At 57.7% G+C, this 20,540-nt stretch carries 14 protein-coding genes; 8 read left to right on the forward strand and 6 right to left on the reverse strand.

Annotated elements, in window-relative coordinates:
* Nucleotides 1–172 precede the first annotated feature (172 nt).
* Both THTE_RS06260 and THTE_RS06265 read left to right on the forward strand, forming a co-directional pair.
* Complete coding sequence (locus tag THTE_RS06260) at nt 173–847, forward strand: FmdB family zinc ribbon protein (protein ID WP_095414628.1); 675 nt, start codon at nt 173–175, stop codon at nt 845–847.
* Nucleotides 848–1,153: 306 nt separating this feature from the next.
* Nucleotides 1,154–4,153 (forward strand): DUF6259 domain-containing protein, encoded by a 3,000-nt coding sequence (locus tag THTE_RS06265; protein WP_095414629.1) that lies wholly within the window; start codon nt 1,154–1,156, stop codon nt 4,151–4,153.
* 125 nt (nt 4,154–4,278) lie between these two features.
* Here THTE_RS06265 and THTE_RS06270 read toward each other — a convergent pair whose 3' ends face one another.
* The 5 genes from THTE_RS06270 to THTE_RS06290 all read right to left on the reverse strand — a co-directional run bounded on the left by THTE_RS06270 (nt 4,279) and on the right by THTE_RS06290 (nt 9,684).
* Entirely contained in the window at nt 4,279–6,333 is a 2,055-nt protein-coding gene (locus tag THTE_RS06270) for an enterotoxin (protein WP_095414630.1), read from the reverse strand.
* Between the two features lie 101 nt (nt 6,334–6,434).
* Nucleotides 6,435–7,277, reverse strand: a complete 843-nt coding sequence (locus THTE_RS06275) for a thiazole synthase (RefSeq protein WP_095416793.1) — start codon at nt 7,275–7,277, stop codon at nt 6,435–6,437.
* A gap of 11 nt (nt 7,278–7,288) precedes the next feature.
* Nucleotides 7,289–7,516, reverse strand: a complete 228-nt coding sequence (gene thiS, locus THTE_RS06280) for a sulfur carrier protein ThiS (protein ID WP_095414631.1) — start codon at nt 7,514–7,516, stop codon at nt 7,289–7,291.
* A gap of 254 nt (nt 7,517–7,770) precedes the next feature.
* Complete coding sequence (locus THTE_RS06285) at nt 7,771–8,373, reverse strand: hypothetical protein (protein WP_157731839.1); 603 nt, start codon at nt 8,371–8,373, stop codon at nt 7,771–7,773.
* Between the two features lie 270 nt (nt 8,374–8,643).
* Nucleotides 8,644–9,684, reverse strand: a complete 1,041-nt coding sequence (locus tag THTE_RS06290; RefSeq protein WP_095414633.1) for a nucleoside hydrolase — start codon at nt 9,682–9,684, stop codon at nt 8,644–8,646.
* A gap of 999 nt (nt 9,685–10,683) precedes the next feature.
* On the opposite strand from THTE_RS06290, the gene THTE_RS06295 reads away from it, so the two are divergent.
* The 3 genes from THTE_RS06295 to THTE_RS06305 all read left to right on the forward strand — a co-directional run bounded on the left by THTE_RS06295 (nt 10,684) and on the right by THTE_RS06305 (nt 14,651).
* A complete protein-coding gene (locus THTE_RS06295; protein WP_095414634.1) occupies nt 10,684–11,703 on the forward strand; it encodes a DoxX family membrane protein in 1,020 nt (339 codons plus the stop codon).
* Between the two features lie 106 nt (nt 11,704–11,809).
* Nucleotides 11,810–13,564, forward strand: a complete 1,755-nt coding sequence (locus tag THTE_RS06300; protein WP_095414635.1) for a Gfo/Idh/MocA family protein — start codon at nt 11,810–11,812, stop codon at nt 13,562–13,564.
* A 280-nt stretch (nt 13,565–13,844) separates the two neighbouring features.
* Complete coding sequence (locus tag THTE_RS06305; protein ID WP_095414636.1) at nt 13,845–14,651, forward strand: sugar phosphate isomerase/epimerase family protein; 807 nt, start codon at nt 13,845–13,847, stop codon at nt 14,649–14,651.
* Nucleotides 14,652–14,688: 37 nt separating this feature from the next.
* On the opposite strand, the gene THTE_RS06310 is transcribed toward THTE_RS06305, so the two are convergent.
* Nucleotides 14,689–15,918 carry an AraC family transcriptional regulator gene (locus tag THTE_RS06310; RefSeq protein ID WP_237260216.1) on the reverse strand — a complete coding sequence of 410 codons (1,230 nt, stop codon included), beginning with the start codon at nt 15,916–15,918 and terminating at the stop codon, nt 14,689–14,691.
* 267 nt (nt 15,919–16,185) lie between these two features.
* On the opposite strand from THTE_RS06310, the gene araD reads away from it, so the two are divergent.
* From araD to THTE_RS18375, 3 genes are read left to right on the forward strand one after another with little or no spacing between them, the layout of a single operon-like run.
* A complete protein-coding gene (gene araD / locus THTE_RS06315; RefSeq protein ID WP_095414637.1) occupies nt 16,186–16,920 on the forward strand; it encodes an L-ribulose-5-phosphate 4-epimerase AraD in 735 nt (244 codons plus the stop codon).
* Between the two features lie 16 nt (nt 16,921–16,936).
* Nucleotides 16,937–18,439 (forward strand): L-arabinose isomerase, encoded by a 1,503-nt coding sequence (araA, locus tag THTE_RS06320; protein WP_095414638.1) that lies wholly within the window; start codon nt 16,937–16,939, stop codon nt 18,437–18,439.
* Nucleotides 18,440–18,492: 53 nt separating this feature from the next.
* Nucleotides 18,493–20,445, forward strand: a complete 1,953-nt coding sequence (locus tag THTE_RS18375) for a sodium:solute symporter (RefSeq protein WP_237260217.1) — start codon at nt 18,493–18,495, stop codon at nt 20,443–20,445.
* Nucleotides 20,446–20,540 lie beyond the last annotated feature (95 nt).

Raw genomic sequence — 20,540 nt, forward strand, 5'->3', positions numbered from 1 at the left:
AAGCTAGTATAAACTAGGTTATAGAAGAAATGGGGAAACTTCTGGACCCCAACCCATAAAATCGGTTCTGCCTTTCTACCGGAACCGGTTTTCAGCAAAACGTTGAGACCAGTACCAAGTCAACCTGTGTGAAGACCCTGGACAGAGAATAGCCAGAGAAAAGGAGCCAGCCGTGCCAATCTACGAGTTTTACTGCGCCGATTGCCACACGGTGTACAGCTTCTTTTCACGCAGAATCAATACTGAAAAACGGCCCGATTGCCCGCGCTGTGGCCGACCTCAGCTAGAGCGCCGGGTTTCCCGATTTGCGATTGGTCGCGGAGGAAAATCTGAGTCGCAGAAAGGAGAAGGCGAGCAGGAGGACGACGACCTGTTGCCGCCGGGGTTCGATGAAGAGAAGTTCGAACGGGCGATGATGGAATTGGCCTCTGAGGCGGAGAATCTGGACGAGGAGGATCCCCGCCAGATGGCGCGTCTCATGCGGAAGCTTTCCCAGTCCACAGGCCTGGAATTCGGCGGGGCGATGGAGGAGGCCATCCGACGCCTGGAGGCAGGAGAGGATCCTGAAAGCATCGAAGAGGATTTGGGCGACCTTCTGGAGGAAGAGGAACCGATCTTTCAGCAGTCAGGGCGGTCGCTCAAGACAATCGTTCAGCATCTTTTGCCCCCCAAGCGGGAAGAAACTCTTTACGATCTCGATGCCGCACCTTCAACAGAGCCTGCACCATCTGCGGCTCACAAAGAGAGTGCGGCAGCCGTCAAGAAGCCCGCGAAAAAAGCCTCCAAAAAGGCGTCAGCGAAGAAGTCCACCCAATCGGCTACTTCGAAACGAAAGAAAAAGGGCTAAACCCACTTTCTTTCCAACCGATTTTTCCGACCGGTTCCCAGTGTGCGATCTCAGCGAAATATCATCACTGGCCAATGGAGAACCGGCCGGGCTTGAACTTGAGCAAGTATCTCTCCGCTTGGGGGCTCCGCGAAAAGAATTCCCGTTTTGAATCCTGGCCGCTTATCTTCCGGGAAAAATGCCCCCGCGGCGAGCGGGAATCTCTTGCGCCAGCTCCTGCTATCAAGCGGACGGCATTATATTGTGTGATGTCGCGTTGAGGTTGATTCAAAATTGGTCTTCCACTCGAGAGACGGGGACAAAATCGTGCGAACCATAGCCATCCTGCTGGTGACAGCCACCTTGCTTGCGACGAGCTTTGTTCCAATCCTGAAACCAGCTTGCGGACAATCCATTCATAGGGAGGGCGATGTCTGGCGAATAGCGTCCGAGCATTACACGCTTCAGATCAGCGCTCGGGATGGAAGTCTTTTGGAAATTCGTCAGGGCGACAACACGTCTGTTATTGCGCGGAGCGGTGAAGATGGGCTGTGGCGGATTCGCTGGCGGGACAATACGGAGCTGACCGCCCGACAAACGACTGTACAGTCAGAGTTGGTGGGAAAGTCTCAGCTCCGGCTCGTCTTTTCCCATCCGGAGGTCAAAGTAAACGTTGTAGTGGCAGCAAATGCGGATGCCGTCGATTTGCACGCCACGATCAGCCCGGAGAAGAAAGAGGTCCTGGACTTTGCCCTGCCGGCACGTTTGCGGTTTGAGCCTCAAGCGGTGAGCCGCCTTATTTTCCCGATGGGCGGCAACACGGCGGTGGGGATTGCCTTTCTCCGCGGGTTCTTTGAAGCCCAACCACCGGACCGTCCGGCGGGATGGGAGCGGCAGAGTGTCGGGGCAAGGGCGTTCGTGCGTTTGTTTGGGGCACCGCTGGAAATTCGTCCCATGGATGAACCGGCCGTGGCTTTGCGTGCGACAGACGCGGGCAAGAAGTGGTTGAGTCCAGAGGCCTTGCGGTTGGTGACGCAACGGCAGGTCATCGTCAATCGACCCCCGCGGCCTGTTGCCGGCATGGAAGTCCTTGTGGAGTCTGTCGACGGGCGACCGTTTTACGTGGGGAAAAAGGTGGGGCAGGGCACCCTCTGGCTGATGGGAGGGCAGATCGGTCGCGGCGATCTCGCGGCACTCCAGGTGGCACTCGTGAAAAGCACGCTCGACCGGCTGGCACTTCAGGGAAAGCCGATCGGCCTGATCAACCTGCCCAACGAAACGGCTCAGGGAGGATGGACCGCCACATCTGTGAACCAGTGGCGGGATGCTTTGTCCACGCTGGGGACCGTTGTGGAGCTGCGAAATGGACGCGAGTTACAAACTGCGCTGACCGACGGATCGGTGGCCGCCGTCGTTAACCCTTATGCCGAACGATTTCCTGTCGACCGGAAGGAAGACTTTGATCAGGCCATCGGCGTTCTCGAACGCTATCTCGAACGGGGTGGTCACTGGTTTGAAGTGGGCGGTTATCCTTTTCACTATGCCTTGACGCCAAGTCTTTATTACCGCCGCGTGTTCTGGAATTATCCGCCTGCATTTGCCGACTTTCTCCATCTGGATACAACGGCTGGTTCGGTCTCCGTGTACCGGATTCAGCCGCGGAACTGGCAACCGTGGGAGGGACGGACCCGCAAAACGGCTCTCTTTGTTCCCGGTGGAGTGAGCTGTGGTGCCGATGAACACGGCGGGTATCTCGAACGCCAATTCGGGACTTTTGTAACAGCCCGGGAATGCTGGGAAGCACCGATAGTTCGTCTTCAGGTCGGCAGCGCACCCGAGGTGGCCCTTCGCCAGTATGCCGCACTCAATGGGCTTCAGCGTCGGCTGGAGGAGAAACTTCCGGCCGATGTGTTCGCGAAGTTCAAAAGCGCTGTTCTGGTTCGGCTGACGGCGAGCGGCCAGCGGCAGGTGGAGCAGCACAGGGCCGCCCTGCCGTATTTGCCGGTACCCAGCATCGTCCATTGCACGGAGCATTTGCCGTTGGGGTTCGACCGTTCGTATCCCATCCACTTCCCGCCGCCGGAATGGTACGGCACGGCCGAAGAGTTGGCCAAATTCATGCGTGAAGCACGCGAGCTTGGACATCTGGTCATGCCCTACACCAATCCCACGTGGTTTCCCGATCAATCGCCAATCTGGAAGAGGGAGCAGGACGCCAAATCCGCCCTGGCACTGGACCTTCAGGGGCAACCGTACCGTGAAAGCTACGGCGGCGGCCATGCGACGGGATACGGAATTTGCCTCTGGCATCCCCTTGTTCAGCAGTACAATCGAGAAACGGTCCGCCTGTTCACGCAACAACTTCCGGTGGATATCCTCTTCCAAGATCAATGCGCTGCCCGGAGTTGGCGATATGACACCAATCCGGCGTCACCATCACCGATTGCGTACACGGAGGGGATCCTTTCCATGGTTGCGGAAGATTCCCGGCGTGTGCCGCTTTCCACGGAAGGGGGATGGGATTGGGTGGCGGAGTATCAGGTACAGCTCTGCGGAATGAGCTTTGGTATCGTTCCCACCGAGCCTCGCCCGGCCTGGGACCGCCTTCTCCGCGAGGTGTATCCGCCGAACCTCTGGCGGGTGTATCCGGTGGCGGAGATCCTTGTTCATGAGAAAGTCTCCATGGTCATGCACGATTTGGGGGCCAGCGTCAATGACTTCGAGGACCTGGCCTGGGTATTGGGACTGGGATTCGCGCTGCAATACCGGGTGAACGCTGTCACTCTCACCAAAGACCAAGCCGCCCAGGAATGGCTTAAGTGGCTGGCGGTTCTTCAGAAAACGGTCGTTGCACAGTATCTCGGCGAACCGATGAATAGTTTCACCCACGAAAGGCATGATGCCGAAAGCGGAGATCGCGACGGGGGGATCATTCGGGCACAGTATGGTGCACTACACATCTTGGCGAATCTCAACACGCGACCGCATTCCGAAGGCTCTTTGGTGCTGGCGCCGTTTGGATTTCTGGCCACTGCACCAAATGCGATGGCGGGCTCGCTGCAACAGGTGGGTGGGCGTGATTTTGGAGAAGATCCCGTCTGCTTTGCCCTCGCGTCAAACGGGAAGGAAAGGGAACTGTGGATATACTGCCGGCCCGGATTGGTAGTGGCGGTCCCCGCTGGACAATTCGGTGGGAAGCCTGTCCAACTCCAATGGGATGATGGAACGATGAGTGAGGCGGAACTGCGCGACGGCTCACTCCATTTCCGTGCGCCAGGTGATCCCGGGCCAACCGTTCGGAAGGTCTGGCATGCAACTCTCAGATGAGACAGCGGGCTGAACGGGCACTGGTCAAAGCCGACGCATTCGCCGGGACGGCTTCGGAATGAGGCAGGCTCTCTTGAGGGGGTAGAGGGCTGCCGTGACGCGGCGAAAACGGTCCATTTGGTCGATCACGGAGACCGGCCGCCCAAAGGCGCCGAAGGCGCAAGAGAAGCTTCCCAGAGGACGATGCCCCAGGGAGGCAACGACACACGCCAGGGGGCGTCGGGAAGAAGTGTGAGAGGTTCGGGAGTCACCCGTTGGGCATAGCGAATTCGAAGAGTAATCAGCCCGCTCATCTCGCGAGGGAGTTCCCAAACCTCGCGCGGTTGGAGAACAATTTCGCGTGGCTCTGGTGCAGGGTTCCGCAAAATAAGGGTGCCCTTGCCGTCTCCCCATGCTGCGTACCCGTAAATTTCGCCTTCCATGGGATTGCCACCGACCCAGTGCACATCAGCCAGGGTGGATTGGTTGGCTCGGGCCCAACGAATGCATTCGGCCAGATGATCCCAGGAGTTCGGCGTGAGAAGCTCAGGCGTGACATAAAGTTCCGCCAATTGGGTACCGCTGGCAAACCCCATCCACATTTCGTCTCGAAGGTCCGCCTCGTCTGGGGCGCTGAGGCCATCGACTCCCAACCGCGCGACCAGTCCTCGGCGTGCGAAGCATACCGGAATGGTCATCAAGGAATTCAGCGGATAAAGAGGTGCCCGATCAACGATCATCCGCTTGACCGTGCCATCCCGATAGGTCATCCACCGCTGCCGGGGCGTTCCCCAACCTGCGATCCCGCAATCATCGCCATTTCTCCATACAGAATCCCCAAACCATAACCAGTAAGGCGAGGGCCAGGTGCCGGTGGTGATGCTGAGATAAATGTCGGGTTTGATTCCGCGGAGGTCTTCACACAATCGCAACAGAGCTTCGACATCCGCGGCAAATTTTTCTCCGGCGCCACTGGCATTGTTTCCGGCGATGCCGTCGAACTTGAAATAGTTGACGTCGTACCGTTCGATCATTTCACGGCAGATTTCCCTGAATCTGGCAAAATATTTTTCGCCAGCGAGAGAAAAACCGTAATCAGCTACCTCATAACCCTGTTCTCGCCCGTAGGCCAGGCGTTTCTTCTTGGCCTCTCCATAACCACCGAAGGGCGAGAGCCACGTCCCGACCGCCGACTGATACTCCCTCGCTTTAGCCGTCAAAGGGGCAAATCCATTGGGAAAACCCTCATGAAATGCCCATAGCGTTCGAGGATCGTCCCAACCGTCATCGAATACGAAGGAGTCCATTCGCACACCGCGACGCCGGGTAAGCTCTTCCCCAAAACGCTCGATCACGTTGAGGCACTCGGGCTCGGTCATCTGTTTGCCGCCATCGGCAATGTCCCACCAGGAGTTGTAATTGACAAACAGCCCATAAGGCCGAGCCCGACGCCGTTCCACATACCGCTGAAAATCCCGTCGCAACTGCCCGGGCGCAGTCTTTCCGAGCGCGAATGTGTACACGAAATGATCTCGGCCGGGAACCTTCCTCGCATCCACCGCCGCGAGTACCGTTTCTTCCGTGACTTCGTTGCTGGCCATCGGATGTTCGCAACCAAGGAACCATTCTCCGCAGACAATGGGCGAGCCACTGACGGCACCGGCTGGCCGCGCCGCCGCCAATTCCTCCCGAAAGAAAATCACCCGTGTTGGCCGATCCATGTGCAAAGCAGGCCAGCGAACCCCCATGACCAAATAGTGTGCGCCCTCACGCAATTCCGCCCACCACGTCACAGTGGCCCCTGAGGGCTGCACAGCGAACTCCTGCTCCACGCGCCATCCTGGAAAGCGGTCCTCGATGCGAACAGCGCCGGATTCCGCAGGGATTGTTGTCTCCCGCGGAGCACCGCGTTTGGACAGTGCCAAAGGCTGCCAGGTCGAACCGTCATGGCTTTCGACCGACAAGAGGGGAATATTTTTCGCCGGTAACACGCTCCCGTCCTTGAGGCTCGTCACCTGTACGAGAAGGGGAAATGGGCCTTCCAGGTTGAGCGTGGCCGAGAGGGCGCCGTTTTCCAGCTCCCATCGGCCGTCTTTCCGGTGAATGGTCACCTCTTCACTCGCGGTTTTTGCCCCTTCCACCGCAAATGAAACGCCTGCTGTCCAGGCGAGCACGGCAAAAACGCAACTGTAGGGACGCATGGCGACACCCCCTCGAATTCAGCAGGGTAAAGATTGCGCACACGGCCAGTCCGCCGTCACTCATCGGCGTGTTCAGGCCTTTCGACTACTCGTCGAGGGAATTATCGCACGGGGGCAATAGTCCCTTCCATAGGGCTACTGGCGGTGGCGTAAAGCTTTTTAGGAATCCGTCCGGCCAAATACGCGAGTCGGCCCGCCTCCGCGGCGTGTCTCATGGCCACCGCCATGCGTAACGGATCCCGAGCGTGGGCAATGCCTGTGTTGAGGAGAACTCCGTCGACGCCAAGTTCGAACGCCACCGTCACATCGCTCGCCGTTCCCACCCCAGCGTCGACAATGACGGGATAGTCCGGATCGTTTTCCTTCAGGTACTCGAGACAGATTCGGATATTGTTTGGGTTGAGGATACCCTGTCCGGAGCCGATCGGGCTGCCGGCGGGCATCACGCTGGTGGCCCCGGCATCCTTTAAACGCTTCGCCACAATCGGGTCATCCGTGGTGTAAACCAGAACCTGAAAGCCCTCTTTGACCAGAATTTCCGTGGCCTGAACGGTGGCAATGGGATCCGGAAGCAGCGTCTTCTTGTCACCCAAAACCTCCAGCTTCACCCAGTCTGCCCCGGGATTACCAAGCTGCGAAAGGATTTCCCGTCCCAGTCGGGCTACACGGACGGCATCCTCGGCCGTGAAACACCCCGCCGTGTTGGGAAGAATCGTGTATCGCTTGGTGTCAATAAAATCCAGAATATTTCGCCCCTGCTGATCGAAAAGGCGCTCGCGACGAACTGCCACCGTTATGCATTGGGTGCCCGATAGCTCGAGCGCCTGCTGCATGACCTCGAAAGAACTGTACTTCCCTGTTCCCACGATGAGTCGGCTGGTGAAGACGTGGGAACCGATACGCAGAGGGGTGTCGAGCGGAGTATCAATCTGTGCGGAAACCATGATGATGACGATCAACCTCCACCTACGAGGGTTACAATTTCCAGGCGGTCACCCTCTGAAAGGGTGGTTTGCTCATGACGTGCGCGGGGAACAACTTGCAGGTTGCGTTCCACCGCCACTGGCTTTTCGGCGAGGCCCCATTGACGGAGAAGTTCCCCAATTGTGGTCCCGGCAGGAACTGTGTGCCACTCCCCGTTGATCAAAACGCGGATTTGAGAAGTGTTCTGGGGAGAACTCATAGGATTACGTGGGTAATCTCAAAGGGAGAATCAAAAACTTTCCGATAGGGCCCCAAAAGAACCGCCAAAACGCTCAGTTTTGGCCGTGTAAGGTTAATCTTTTTCGGTCAATTCCGGCCCCGCGCGGCGATTAACCCTCTCCGGAGCCCATCGCCTTTGCCCGCGGGCGGTATCACGTTCAGTATATCGGGGAGAAGGGACAACGACCATTCGCAGCCCACGCGGTCGTCGCCCTTGCGGCTGGATGGGCAGTTTCACTCGGTTCTCAGCACGACCGAGCTGAACTGTTCCGCCGCCCATAATTGTAGAGGTGTGGCGAACGGCTGATTGGCAGAATGCCGTTCCGGGGACCAGGGCACCATGTACACAAGTACAATTCCCGTGTTGGTCTCAGCGACGTAGAGCATCGTCTGGCCTGGCCGAACCCCCACGCTTGGTCCCCGCCGGATATCAGCGACGCCGGTGACCATCAAATAGTTGGGCGACTGGGGGATTTGGATTTCCGGGCGAGGCGGTGCACCGGTTCGCCGCAACTGGGCGTTGGCCTGGGCGATCTCAGCATTTTTTGCCTGGATGACCGTTGTCAGGTCTGCGAAAACGTTGGCCTCGTACACCGTCTGAAAATTCCGCGTCTGATTGGAAAGGACCGCCCCCTTCAACTGACCAGTGAGAAAATCAAGGAAGAAAAAGGCTTCCACACCGGCATCCACGGGACCGGTGCAGATCGCAAAATTTTGCCCCCGATCGGTGGCCACCGCATGGGCCGGCGTCTGGGGCCAGAATCGTGCGGCCACTATTCCCACCACCACTCCCACTCCGAACACCAGCGTCCAGGTTCGAACATGTTCCAGGACCATCGTGCGTTCTCCCGGCGACATCGCAGCCACCCCTAAAAACGAGCTCCTTGCAAGGCCTTTTCCAACAGGCGCCATCGCCATGTCGATCCCGTCATCCTAGCAAATTAAAGGGCTCGATACCAGCCAAAATCTGCGGCCGGAGACGGGAAATTGCCCTGTCCTTCCCGCAAAGTTTTTCCGGAACGTTCAGTTTTTCTATCCTTCTCAGAGACTACCGGTAGGAGCGAACGGACTGTTCGTGAATGGAGCGACGACCGCATGATTACCGGATCACTGGCCCACCAATCTTTGGACCAACCAGTTTTCGTAAAGTTCCATGTTTTTCCAGCGAACTGCTGCCCTGACAGGTCGCCCTGACGCATCAATGCGGGTAAACCCGTCGTCGGTGACCACCAGGGAGAGAGTTTCCATCTCCACGAGCTGCTCTTCCACGGCGAGATAGACTGCGACCGTGTCGTACAGGGTACTGCTGCGGTCCGGTGGAGGCAGTTTCTTTTTCTCGCCCTCTTCACGCCAGATTTGATAGTTTTCCATCAACGCCTGTACCGATTTATCCGTGCACTCATAAACGCGGCGGAATTTTTCGCCAGTAAGATGTACCAGCCCACAGGTGTCGAGGGGAGTAATAGTGACTTCCCAGTCTGCCGCGAATACAGCCTGGAGGGCTTTGGGGTCCACTCTGACGTTGTATTCAGCCGAAATTTCAGTGCTGCCTCCGTAACCCTTGTAGATACTTCCGTGCATTCCCACAAAACGGGCATTTTGAGTAATTCCTGGATCGCGCTTGAGAGCTTCCGCGATGTTCTGGACAGGCCCGATGCAGATTAGCGTTACAGGAAACTCGCTTTTCCTGATTGTCTCGATGATGGCCGCCACACCATCTTCGTAAACGGTGCCGGGATATTTTTTGAGGTCGTAGTCCGCGACCCACCGTGATTGCCTCCCGGGCCGTTCATCCAATCCCACGCCAAGACCAACAGGTATGTCGGTGCGTCCCGCCACCTCGAGCAACTTTGCGATAAGTTTTCCGCGGTAGATCGCGTTTCTATTGTCACCCACGACCAGGCGGACATCCAATTCCGGGCATTTCAAAAGAAGTGTTAAAGCCCAGGTGTCGTCAATGTCGTCCCCGATGTCGGTATCAAGAATGACGGGGATTTTCCTGCCGGAGCGGATGGCGGAAAACGCCGCCTCTGCACCAAACCGCGGCTTGTTTTCAGCTCGGCCCAGGCAATTCCAGGCCAGGCTTCCGGCAAATCCGCCCATAAGCAATCCCGAAACAAAATCCCGGCGTTTCCAGTTCCGCGGCATGAGTGGGTCTCCTCACCGAAGCATGTTTTCACTGCTTGGCCGTTTCGGCCTGACGGCCGATAGATCGCCTGGTCGAGACGCATCGACGCCCCATTATCGTAACTTGGTCCCCGCCCGGCAAGCCGCGTGCGGTGGGTAAGCTGAGGACGGCAGCCGGGTTGCCCGCATGGAGAAGTTCACCCACCCCTGGGGACTGACAGCGCGACGGATAAAATGGGACGCGACTTTCCAGTTTATCGGCGAACTGGCCCGTGCGGGGAAAGAATCATCCTCGGGTTCTCGCGAGCGGTATGTACTTTCTGATAGCAGAGGCCGACGCCTCGGGGGCTCTTCTGATGTGGGCTGGTGTGGGCTGATTTCGACGCCAGCCCCGCCACTAAACAAAAAATGGCCTTTTTGCACGCTTCGGGGCATCACATTCAGGATTAGCAGGCGGGCGGCCCCACCTAGCAAAACGCCGAGAAGAGACGCATCAGTCACGTGGTGAATTACCTCGCCCCGAGAGATATGCGGGCCGTTTTCCTACACATATAATCCCAGCGCGGACAACGAGGCGCGACTTGGGGCGGGCTCGTAGGCCAAATCGACCGGAAGTGATCTGTGTTTCTGGGGAAATAGGGGACGTTGAGCAAGATCCGGCCAACCCGGAAAACCGATCGAATCGGTCGGGCGTAGAAAAATGGGACAGTCTCCCCGAAGTTTAGAGGCATGGGGCGGCGTGGACGGCGATGAAAACCGCGGACGGTCCGCGAACCTGCAAATTTGAGGGATCCCCCGGCCAGTAGGTAGCAGATTAGAAAAAACCGAATTAAAATGGCAGAAAGGTTAGGAGCGGGATAGACTTTCCGAAAGGGATTTCCTCGCCTCGCCAAATAGTCCTACCCTGTTGTAAATCATCATCGGGCGTCATCGAGGTCTGGACCGGCGAGTGGTCGGTCGCATACGGGAAGGAGGTTAGCCCTGAACCGGTCAAGCTTCACCATCGGTTTGGGAGCAGTAGTGCTCCTGGTGCTTTTGCGGATCACGATTGGTTGGCACTTTCTCTATGAGGGTGTCTGGAAGATTGCCAATCGGGATAAGTTTTCTGCGGAGCCCTTCCTGACTCAGGCCAAGGGTCCGTTCGCTTCCTTTTTTTACGCCATGGTTCCCGATATAGACGGGAAGATTCGGTTCCAGATTGTTAAGACTAAGGAAGGGGAACTCGTTGTCGTCTCTCCCGCTTATGAGGAAGCTTGGAAAAAGGCGTGCGATGAGTACGTCCGCTACTATCGCATGGACGAGAAGCAGAAACGGGAGGCGGAAGCAACCCGGGATCGTTTCGTTCAAGCCCTGAACAATTACCTGGCGCAAAAGCGGGACGATATTCTTGCGTACTTTGACAGTCTCGAGCGATTCGAGAAAGAGGAAAAGGCTTCGCGCAACCTTGGGGCTTACTTTCAAAGGGAACGCCTCTGGGAACGGCAGCAAAAGCTGCGGGGCGAGGTGGCCGTTTGGTTCGCAGAGATCGACAACATGGGTCGGGCATATCTTCGTACCTTGTGGGGGATTCTCACCCCGGAGCAAAAGTCGCGGGGTATGATTAAAGTCCCCCTCTGTGAAACGCAGCGGCTGCCTGTTCGGTTGCCGTTTGCCGCGACCAGGACAGAACTGCTCAACGTGGTGGTCACTTATTCGCTGACGGCCATCGGTCTGTGTTTGATGGTTGGGGCGTTCACACGTCTGGCCGCCCTGGGAGGAGCAGCGTTTCTCGCTTTCGTGGTGATGACGCAATGGCCGTGGCCCACCGTGGTGCCGAAAACGCCCGAGATTGTGGGGCACGCCCTGCTGGTGGATAAAAACTTTGTGGAGATGATGGCGCTGCTTGCACTGGCCGCCATGCCGGTGGGGCGCTGGGCAGGTCTGGATTATTTCCTGTATCACTATGTTTGCCTGCCCGTTCGTGAATGTCTGAGCAAATGCTGTTGCTGTTGTGCGTCGAAGAGCGAAACAACGCCCGATGCGGCATCGAAAGGAAATTGATCATCGCAAGACGAGCCGGACGCTCGTCAGTTGAAATGTCGGAAAGAAACGTCAGGATCCACACCGGTCATTGTCGCAAAGGTTATCGATAAAAGGAAACGGCACGATGAATCTGACACCAGAAGAACGCGAAATCGGTAAGGCTAATTTCCATCGCGCGCTGGGCAACAATCTGGAGGTCACTCGCCGCGACTTTCTCCAGGCGGGGTTGCTGACGGCCATGGCGGCCGGCGGCAGTGTGGGCGCGTTCTACTTCGGCTACGAAAGCACTATCGAAAAGCCCCTTCGTGTGGCCGTGCTGGGAACCGGCGATGAGGGTCAGGTCCTCATCGGGGCGTGCAACCCGGAATTCATTGAAATTGTGGCGATCGCCGATATCCGGCCGTACAACATCCATCGGGCGTTCCACGGCGACTGGTCAAGCGAGGCGGCCATGGAAGCTCGACCGGGTCTGATGAAGGTGTACGGTTGGAAAAGCGAGGACGAGGCCCGCAAGCACGTTAAGGTTTATGGCCATTATGAGGATCTCCTGAAGGCGGAGAAAGATAATATCGAAGCGGTGATCATCGCCCTGCCGCTTCACCTGCATGCCCCCGCCGCTATCGCTGCTATGAAACTCGGCAAGCATGTGCTCACGGAGAAATTGATGGGCCATTCCGTACACGAATGCAAGGAAATGGCACGCATGGCCAAACAGGCCTCAGTTCACCTTGCCGTGGGACATCAACGTCACTACAACATTCTTTACGAAGATGCAACGGACATGATTCGGCGGGGGTTGCTGGGGGATTTGCACTACATCCGAGCGCAGTGGCACCGTGGTAATCTTCCCGGTCGGGACAGTTGGGCCATGCCCTTGCCACCCGGTGCCAAGCCGGACGACAAAAGCCACCTCACCCTGCTTGCCCAGCAGCGGCAGTTGAAACAGGCGTTAGAAGAGGCCAAGAAATCAGCGCGTCCGGTGACTGCCGAGATTGAGCGTCTGGAAAAGATGCTGGCCCAGGTGGAGGCCCAGATTCGTGACCAGGAAATTATCGACAAGGTGAAGGAGTACGGTTACCAGGACAAAACCCTGGTGGCGGGAAATCAGAAATACTTCCGGCCTGCCATTGAAGAGCTCATTCGCTGGCGGCTGTGGGAGCGAACGGGTGGCGGCCTCATGGCGGAACTGGGAAGCCATCAGCTTGATGCGGCGTCAATCTTTATTGCCGCCATGCACGGAGGACAAAAGCAACTGCCGCTCAATGTGGCAGCGGCGGGGAACCGCCCGATCTTCCCGTTCGACCGGGAGATCGAAGATCATGTTTACTGCATTATCGAATTTCCCGCACCGGGTTATGATCCAAAAGATCCGGTAGGGAAGATGAAGAAGATTGCTGTGCAGTATGCTTCGATCAATGGCAATGGTTTCGGCGGTTACGGTGAAATCGTTTTCGGTACCAAAGGAACACTCATTCTGGAACGCGAGCAAGAGGCCATGCTCTATGCCGGTTCCGACACGACAGCGTCGGTCGGTGTGAGCCAGGGTGCGGGCGGGGCTGTGCTCGACACCCAGGCCAGTGGCCCCGCGCAAAAACGGGCGGAGGGACTTGGGCAGATGGCGACGGCCAAGGTGAGCCGGGGCTACCGAGAGGAAATCGAGCACTGGGCCTGGTGCATCCGCCGAAATCCCAATGCTGCCGATCCGGAGATCCACCCACGATGCTATCCAAAGGTGGCTCTGGCGGACGCCGTCCTTGCGTTGACGACCAACATAGCGGCTCGCGAGGGACGCCGCATCGAATTCAAGCCGGAATGGTTTGATATCGATAGTGATGAAACTCCAGAAGGTGTTAAGCCCGATTTGAGCCGCTATGCATGAGGATTGATTCGGCCGGGGCGATTCGGAACCGGTTCGGCCTCGACACAAAAGGCAATGAACGGAGCACGGCGTGGAGATTTCCGCCGTGCTTTCTTTTTAGAAGGATCATTTGGCCAACGCTTCTGTGTTCCGCCCCTCGCCTGAGTGCGTGACTTTCAAGCAGCGTCCCCTGTATAATCATCGATTCTCTGCGTTAGAAAAAGCATCGCTGTCTAAGCAGGGCGCATCGGCCGAGTGATCGCCCGATCTCGATCGACAGGCTTACGCCGGAGGAACTTTCATGCAGTTGGGGGCGATGAACCATCCCGCCAAGGACGTGGTGGAGGAGATCCGCTGGATTGCGGAACACGATTTCGATTACATCGACCTCACGCTGGAACCACCGGCCGCCGATCCGCGAACCTTGGAGCTTTCTCGGGTAGCCACCGCTCTCGAGAAGTATGAATTGCCGGTGGTGGCCCATACGGCCTACTATCTCCCCTATGCCACACCTTTTGCCACGATTCGCAGGGCCTGCCTGGAAGAATTGAGTGTGGCTGTAAAGGTGGCTGGGAAACTGGGAGCGAGACTGGTCACCGTGCACTTTTGCCGACCGCCCAAATTTTTTTCTGAAGAGGACGTTTTTGCATGGCACCGCGAGATTCTGGCCCCTCTGTGCGATCTGGCCGAACAAACCGGCACAGTGGTCGCGGTGGAGCAGAGTCCATTTCCGCAATGCCGGCAGATCGACATCCTGGAGCGCCTGTTGACGGAGTTGCCCGGGTTGCGGTTTCATCTGGATGCGGGCCACGCGCGACTTGAGCCGCAGGGCGACCTTTGGAACGAATACCTTGCTCGCCTGGGGCGTTATTTGGTGCACGTTCATCTTTCTGAGAACGACGGCTCGTGCGACCAGCATCTGCCGCTAGGAGCAGTGCCCGGTCACTTCTGGCAGTGGTCGCAGCGGATAGCTCAGCTCAAATCACTGCCCTATGACGGAACGATCACTCTGGAGGTTTTCGCTCCAGAACCGGATTACCTCCTTCTCAGCCGGGACCTGGTTCGCCGCTGGTGGAACGAGGCGGGCAATGAAAACTCGGCGGCATAAGAGATCGGCGAAGGCAACGGGAAGTAGTGGCCCCGCATCACAGGTATGCCGCCAGATCTCTCTCCGTTTGCAGACGTTCTCCTCGCATTTGGCGACGGAATTGATGGGGCGTCAATCCCCATTTTTTCTGGAAAACACGGGAGAAGTAGTTGCCCGATTGGTAGCCTGAAGCCTCGGCCACATAGGGAATCGGAAAATCGCTTTCCAGGAGAAGACGTTCCGCCCGTTGCAGTCTCAACCGCTCGAGTTCTTCGTGAATAGTCCGCCCGAGGCGACGTCGAAAGCGAAGTTCCAGGCTGCGCCGCGACATGTGGACGGCTGCCACCACGTCGTTGACGGTGATGGGGTCGGCTGCCCGATCGTGGAGAAACCGGAGGGCTGCGGCAAGATCGGGATCTTCGACGGCCACCACGTCGCTTGACCGTCGGGTCACGACGTAGAGCGCTTCGGCAACGATTTCCTGCGGAGGAATTTTTTCTCCTTTCATCAGTCGGTCGAGCAGGGCGGCTGCTCGGTACCCGGCGGACTCGGCGTTGAGCGCCACACTGGAAAGGGGTGGATCGCTCAACTCGCAAAAGAGGTCGTCGTTATCCACGCCAACCACGGCGAGTTCCTCGGGGACCTGAATCCCAGCCGTGAGACACGCTTCCAGGACCTGGCGGCCACGGTCGTCATTGCAGGCCATGAGTCCGGTAGGTCGGGGAAGCTTGGCGAGCCAGCGCGCGAGTCGGCGGTGTTCTTTTTCCCAACTGGTTTCCACCTGCGGATGTTCAGGGAGGGGATAAATCTCCACGGAAAACCCTGCTTCGGCTATTCGCTGGCAAAAGCCTTCCTGGCGTCGCTGCGACCATAAGTAACCCGGCAGACCAACATAGGCGAAATGCCGAAATCCCCGCTCGAGAAGATGTTCCGCTGCGAGTCTGCCCGCACCGATTGAATCCGAATGCACCTGACTGAACTTGCGAAGAGAGGGATTGTGGCAAACCCGCGCTGCAGAAAGTCCCACCAAAATGGCAGGCAGTTTCGTGGCGAGAATCGCCCGCGCAACCTGGGGAGTTTCCACCCGAGCAATAATCCCGGTTCCGCCCCAGCGCCGCATGCGAGGGAGGGCCTGTTCCAGATCCCCGGGCGTGATGTAAAACCCCCAAGGTCCATGAAGCCGTCCGTACCGAATGACGCCCCGCAGGAACTGTCGGCCGTAACCGCGCGATGTTTCGATGAGCAAGGCCACGCGGGGAACCGAATCCCGTCTTAATATTCTCTTCACGGCGCACGGACTCCCGCTGAGGAAGTGTCACCACGGGAACGATTTCCATCACAATCCATGCCACCCACACCTCTGCGCAATTTTACAACCAATTTGCGCACCTGTCGCTTGCAGAGCCCCCGGGGAGCAGTTATCTTGACAAACTATATCGAAAGCTCTGGTCGGCCCTGTTCCGGAGTCGTCTGGAACCATGCAGGCGGCCGGGATAGCGGGCACAGACGCGGGGCCCCTTGCCCGATTTGCTGACCCGGAAAATTGAGGACCTCTATGTTCGACGAGTTGAAAGCACAGGTGGCCGAGGCTAACCGCCGCTTACCGGCCCTGGGACTGGTGACACTGACCTGGGGAAACGTCAGCGGAATAAGTGACGACCGCCAGGCCGTTGCCATCAAGCCCAGCGGTGTCTCCTACGAGAGCCTTCGGCCGGAGGATATCGTGGTGGTGGATCTGAGCGGTCGGATTCTTGAAGGAGAGTTGCGCCCGTCCACCGACACACCGACCCATCTGGCGCTTTACCGCAGCTTTCCGGAAATTGGCGGGGTCTGTCACACTCACAGCCGTTTTGCTACAGTATTTTCTCAATTGCGGCGGGAAATCCCGTGCTTTGGCACGACGCACGCTGATCACTTTTGCGGCCCTGTTCCGCTGACGAGAGTCTTATCTCCCACTGAAGTGGAAGAAGGTTACGAGGTCAACACCGGACGAATCATCGTGGAGCGGTTTCGCGTCGGTGGATTGAACCCTCTCGTCACGCCGGGGGTGCTGGTTGCGGGACATGGGCCGTTTACCTGGGGACGTTCCGCCCAGGAAGCCGTGGAAAACGCCGTGGCTCTCGAGGAGGTGGCTGCCATCGCGTGGCATATGCTGGTGTTGGAATCCGATCCCATGACACTCGAGGGCTATATCCTTCAGAAGCATCATGAGAGGAAACACGGTCCGGCGGCCTACTATGGACAGCAGCGGCGCGCAGCGTTCGGCGGAAAAAACGAATGTCATTCGTGAAAAGCGATGAGCAACTATGGAAGCGATGAAACCCTATCCTGATAAAGAAGTCTGGTTCGTAGCAGGAAGTCAGCATCTCTATGGGCCGGAAGCCATCCAAAAAGTGGCCCGGAATATGCAAGTTATCGCATCCGGTCTGGATGCTGATCCCCAAATCCCCTGCCGGATACTCGCCAAATCGGTGGTGACAACGCCGGAGGCGATCCGGCGGGTTTGCCTGGATGCCAACAATAGTCCCGCTTGCGTGGGGCTCATCTTCTGGATGCACACGTTTTCCCCGGCCAAGATGTGGATCGCTGGATTGCGCGATCTCATCAAGCCGTTTCTTCATCTCCACACGCAGTTCAATCGCGATCTTCCCTGGGATTCGATCGACATGGACTTTATGAATCTCCATCAGTCGGCCCACGGCGATCGCGAGTTTGGCTTTATCTGTGCCCGGATGCGGCTTCGGCGTAAGGTCGTCGTGGGCCATTGGGAGGACCCTGAAGTCCGACGGCAGATTGGTGTGTGGGCGCGGGCTGCGGTGGCCTGGGACGATGCTCAGGATCTGCGCATTGCCCGATTCGGAGACAACATGCGGGAGGTGGCCGTAACCGAGGGCGATAAGGTCGAAGCGCAGATCCGCCTCCGCTATTCGGTGAACGGCTACGGGCTGGGGGATTTGGTGAAGAAGGTCCAGGATGTGAGTGATCTGGAGGTGGAACGCCTGATCCGTGAATATGAGGAACAGTACGACGTGGTTCCGGAGCTTCGGCCGGGCGGAAGCCGTCACGAGGATCTTCGAGAGGCCGCTCGGATTGAATTGGGGCTGCGCGCATTTCTCGAGGAAGGCGGTTTCAAGGCGTTTACCGATACGTTCGAAAACCTGCACGGTTTGCGGCAGTTACCTGGTCTGGCGGTTCAGCGTTTGATGGCGGAGGGCTACGGCTTCGGGGCGGAGGGTGATTGGAAAACGGCAGCCCTGGTGCGAGCGGTGAAAGTGATGGGAAAAGGGCTGCCCGGCGGAGCCTCCTTCATGGAAGATTACACCTACCATCTTGATCCGGCAGGCATGAAGGTCCTGGGGGCCCACATGCTGGAGGTGTGTCCCACGATTGCTGCTGGTCGGCCGTCTCTGGAAATCCATCCCCTGTCCATCGGCGGCAAGGAAGATCCTCCGCGGCTTGTCTTTGACGCGGCGGCCGGACCCGCCCTCAATGTGGCGCTCCTCGATCTGGGAAACAGATTTCGAATGCTTATCAACGAAGTGGAGGTGGTTCCACCGGACCGCGATCTGCCGCGGCTTCCTGTCGCCCGGGCGGTATGGCGGCCGCTTCCTGACCTAAAGACAGCGGCCGCTGCCTGGATCTTGGCAGGGGGGCCCCATCATACAGCCTTCACTCAGGCCCTCTCGCCAGAGTATCTGGAAGATTTCGCTGAGATGGCGGGGATCGAGTTTCTGCACATCGGTCCGCACACCGATTTGCACCAGTTCAAAAAAGAACTCAGGTGGAACGAAGCAGCTTTCGGGAGTTGATAGTCTCCATGCCGTATTGGATGATCTTCGGAACCAGTTGAAGGGTGAGCAACATGACGGGATTGGACTGGTTGATCATCGGAGCCTATTTTGCAGTTCTCTACGGATTGGCTTGGTGGGTCATTCTGCGAGGTAAAGACACGGCGGACGACTACTTCCTGGCCGGTCGAAATCTCGGTTGGTTCATCGTGGGGGCTTCCATATTTGCCTCCAACATCGGATCGGAACACCTGGTGGGACTGGCCGGATCCGGGTGCACGGACGGCGTGGCAATGGCCCATTACGAACTCCACGCCTGGTGTCTGCTCATTTTGGCCTGGGTATTCGTGCCGTTTTATCTTCGGTCCAAAGTTTTTACCATGCCGGAGTTCCTGGAAAAGCGGTTCAGCCCCGGTGCACGCTGGTTACTATCCCTTATTTCTTTGGTGGCTTATGTTCTGACCAAAATTGCGGTGGGTATTTTTGCGGGGGGAGTTGTGTTTCAAACGTTGCTCCCGGAAGTCCATCTGACCATTGGGTCCTTTGAACTCAACAGCTTTTGGGTGGGGTCGGTGCTCGTCATCGTGCTGACCGGGCTTTACACCGTGCTGGGGGGCATGAGAGCCGTCGCCTACACCGAGGCGCTGCAAACCTTCATTCTGGTGGCCGGATCCGCTCTGGTGACGATCTATGGACTCATGGCCCTGGGAGGCTGGGGACAGCTTCGTCAAATCTGTGGTTCGGAGATGTTCAACCTTTGGAAGCCGCTCGCTCCCGAGGGATGGACCGGAACATGGAAACCGGTCCTCGATGAAAAGGCTAAGGTGATGGCCTGGTATTTCAATAGCAACTATCCCTGGTTGGGGATGCTGATCTGTGCTCCGATCAGCGGGCTGTGGTACTGGTGCACGGATCAGTACATCGTTCAGAGGTGCCTGGGCGCTCCCAGCGAGAAGGAGGCCAGACGGGGAGCGATCTGGGCCGCCGTTCTGAAACTGCTTCCCGTCTTCATTTTTATCATCCCAGGTATGATCTGCCTGGCCCTCTCTGTCAGTGGCCGATCCGAAGCCCTGCGGAACGAATTCTTCCAGGCCGATCTGGAAAAGGTGTTAAGCAGTGAGGGTGCTTCCCAAGCGGAAGTAAAGCGAATCGCCATCGGACGGGTGGTCGTTCCCAACGGTGAGCAGAAAATCATTGCCGGGCAGTCCGTCGTGACAAACGGCAAAATTGCTGTTGTGGGAGGGACGGTGGAACCTGTGGAGGGCGGCCTGGCTGTCACCAGGGGTGTGGTGTATGTCAACTCCCAGGCCACGCAGGCTGCCTTTCCGCTCATTGTGCGGCATGTGCTGCCCCCTGGGTTCCGCGGGATTGTGGTGGCCGGACTGCTCGCCGCCCTGATGAGTTCGCTGTCCGGCGTGTTCAATGCTTCCTCCACCCTCTTCACAATGGACTTTTACAGCAAACTTCGGCCGAGCGCTTCTCAGCACGAACTGGTGTGGACAGGCCGGGTGGCCACCACCACGATGGTACTTATCGGATTGGCATGGATCCCGGTCATCCAGGGGGCGAGGGGACTGTACGACTACCTGCAGAGTGTTCAGGGCTACCTCGCTCCGCCCATTTTCACGGTGTTCTTCCTGGGAGTCTTCTGGAAACGTCTCAACGCCAAAGGCTGCTTGTGGGCCCTGGCTGTGGGGTTTGCACTCGGCGTATTCCGGCTTGCTGTGGATACTCCCGTGAAGCTGTTTGGCGTGCAGTATCCGGAAGGCTCCTTCCTGTGGATTGTGAATAACATCTTCTTCCAGTACTTCGCGGTGCTTATTTTCGTGGTCAGTGTGACCGTGATGATTGTCGCCAGTTACCTGTCAGCGCCGCCGGATGAATCCAAAATCCAGGGATTGACGTTCGGCACAATCACCGAAGAACAACGCCGTCAATCGCGGGCGACATGGAACTGGCGGGATGTCGCGGCATCGGCCTTTGTGTTGGCCTGCATTATCGCGGCTTACCTGTACTTCCGTGGCTGATGGAATTCCCAAACGTCGCAGTCTGCTCAACAACGAGTGGGCACATTTGTTGGTGCTGTTCGGAGCGGCACGTAATAGGACGGCCGTGCGCATGG

This window comes from Thermogutta terrifontis (assembly GCF_002277955.1).
Classification (GTDB): Bacteria; Planctomycetota; Planctomycetia; order Pirellulales; family Thermoguttaceae; genus Thermogutta; species Thermogutta terrifontis.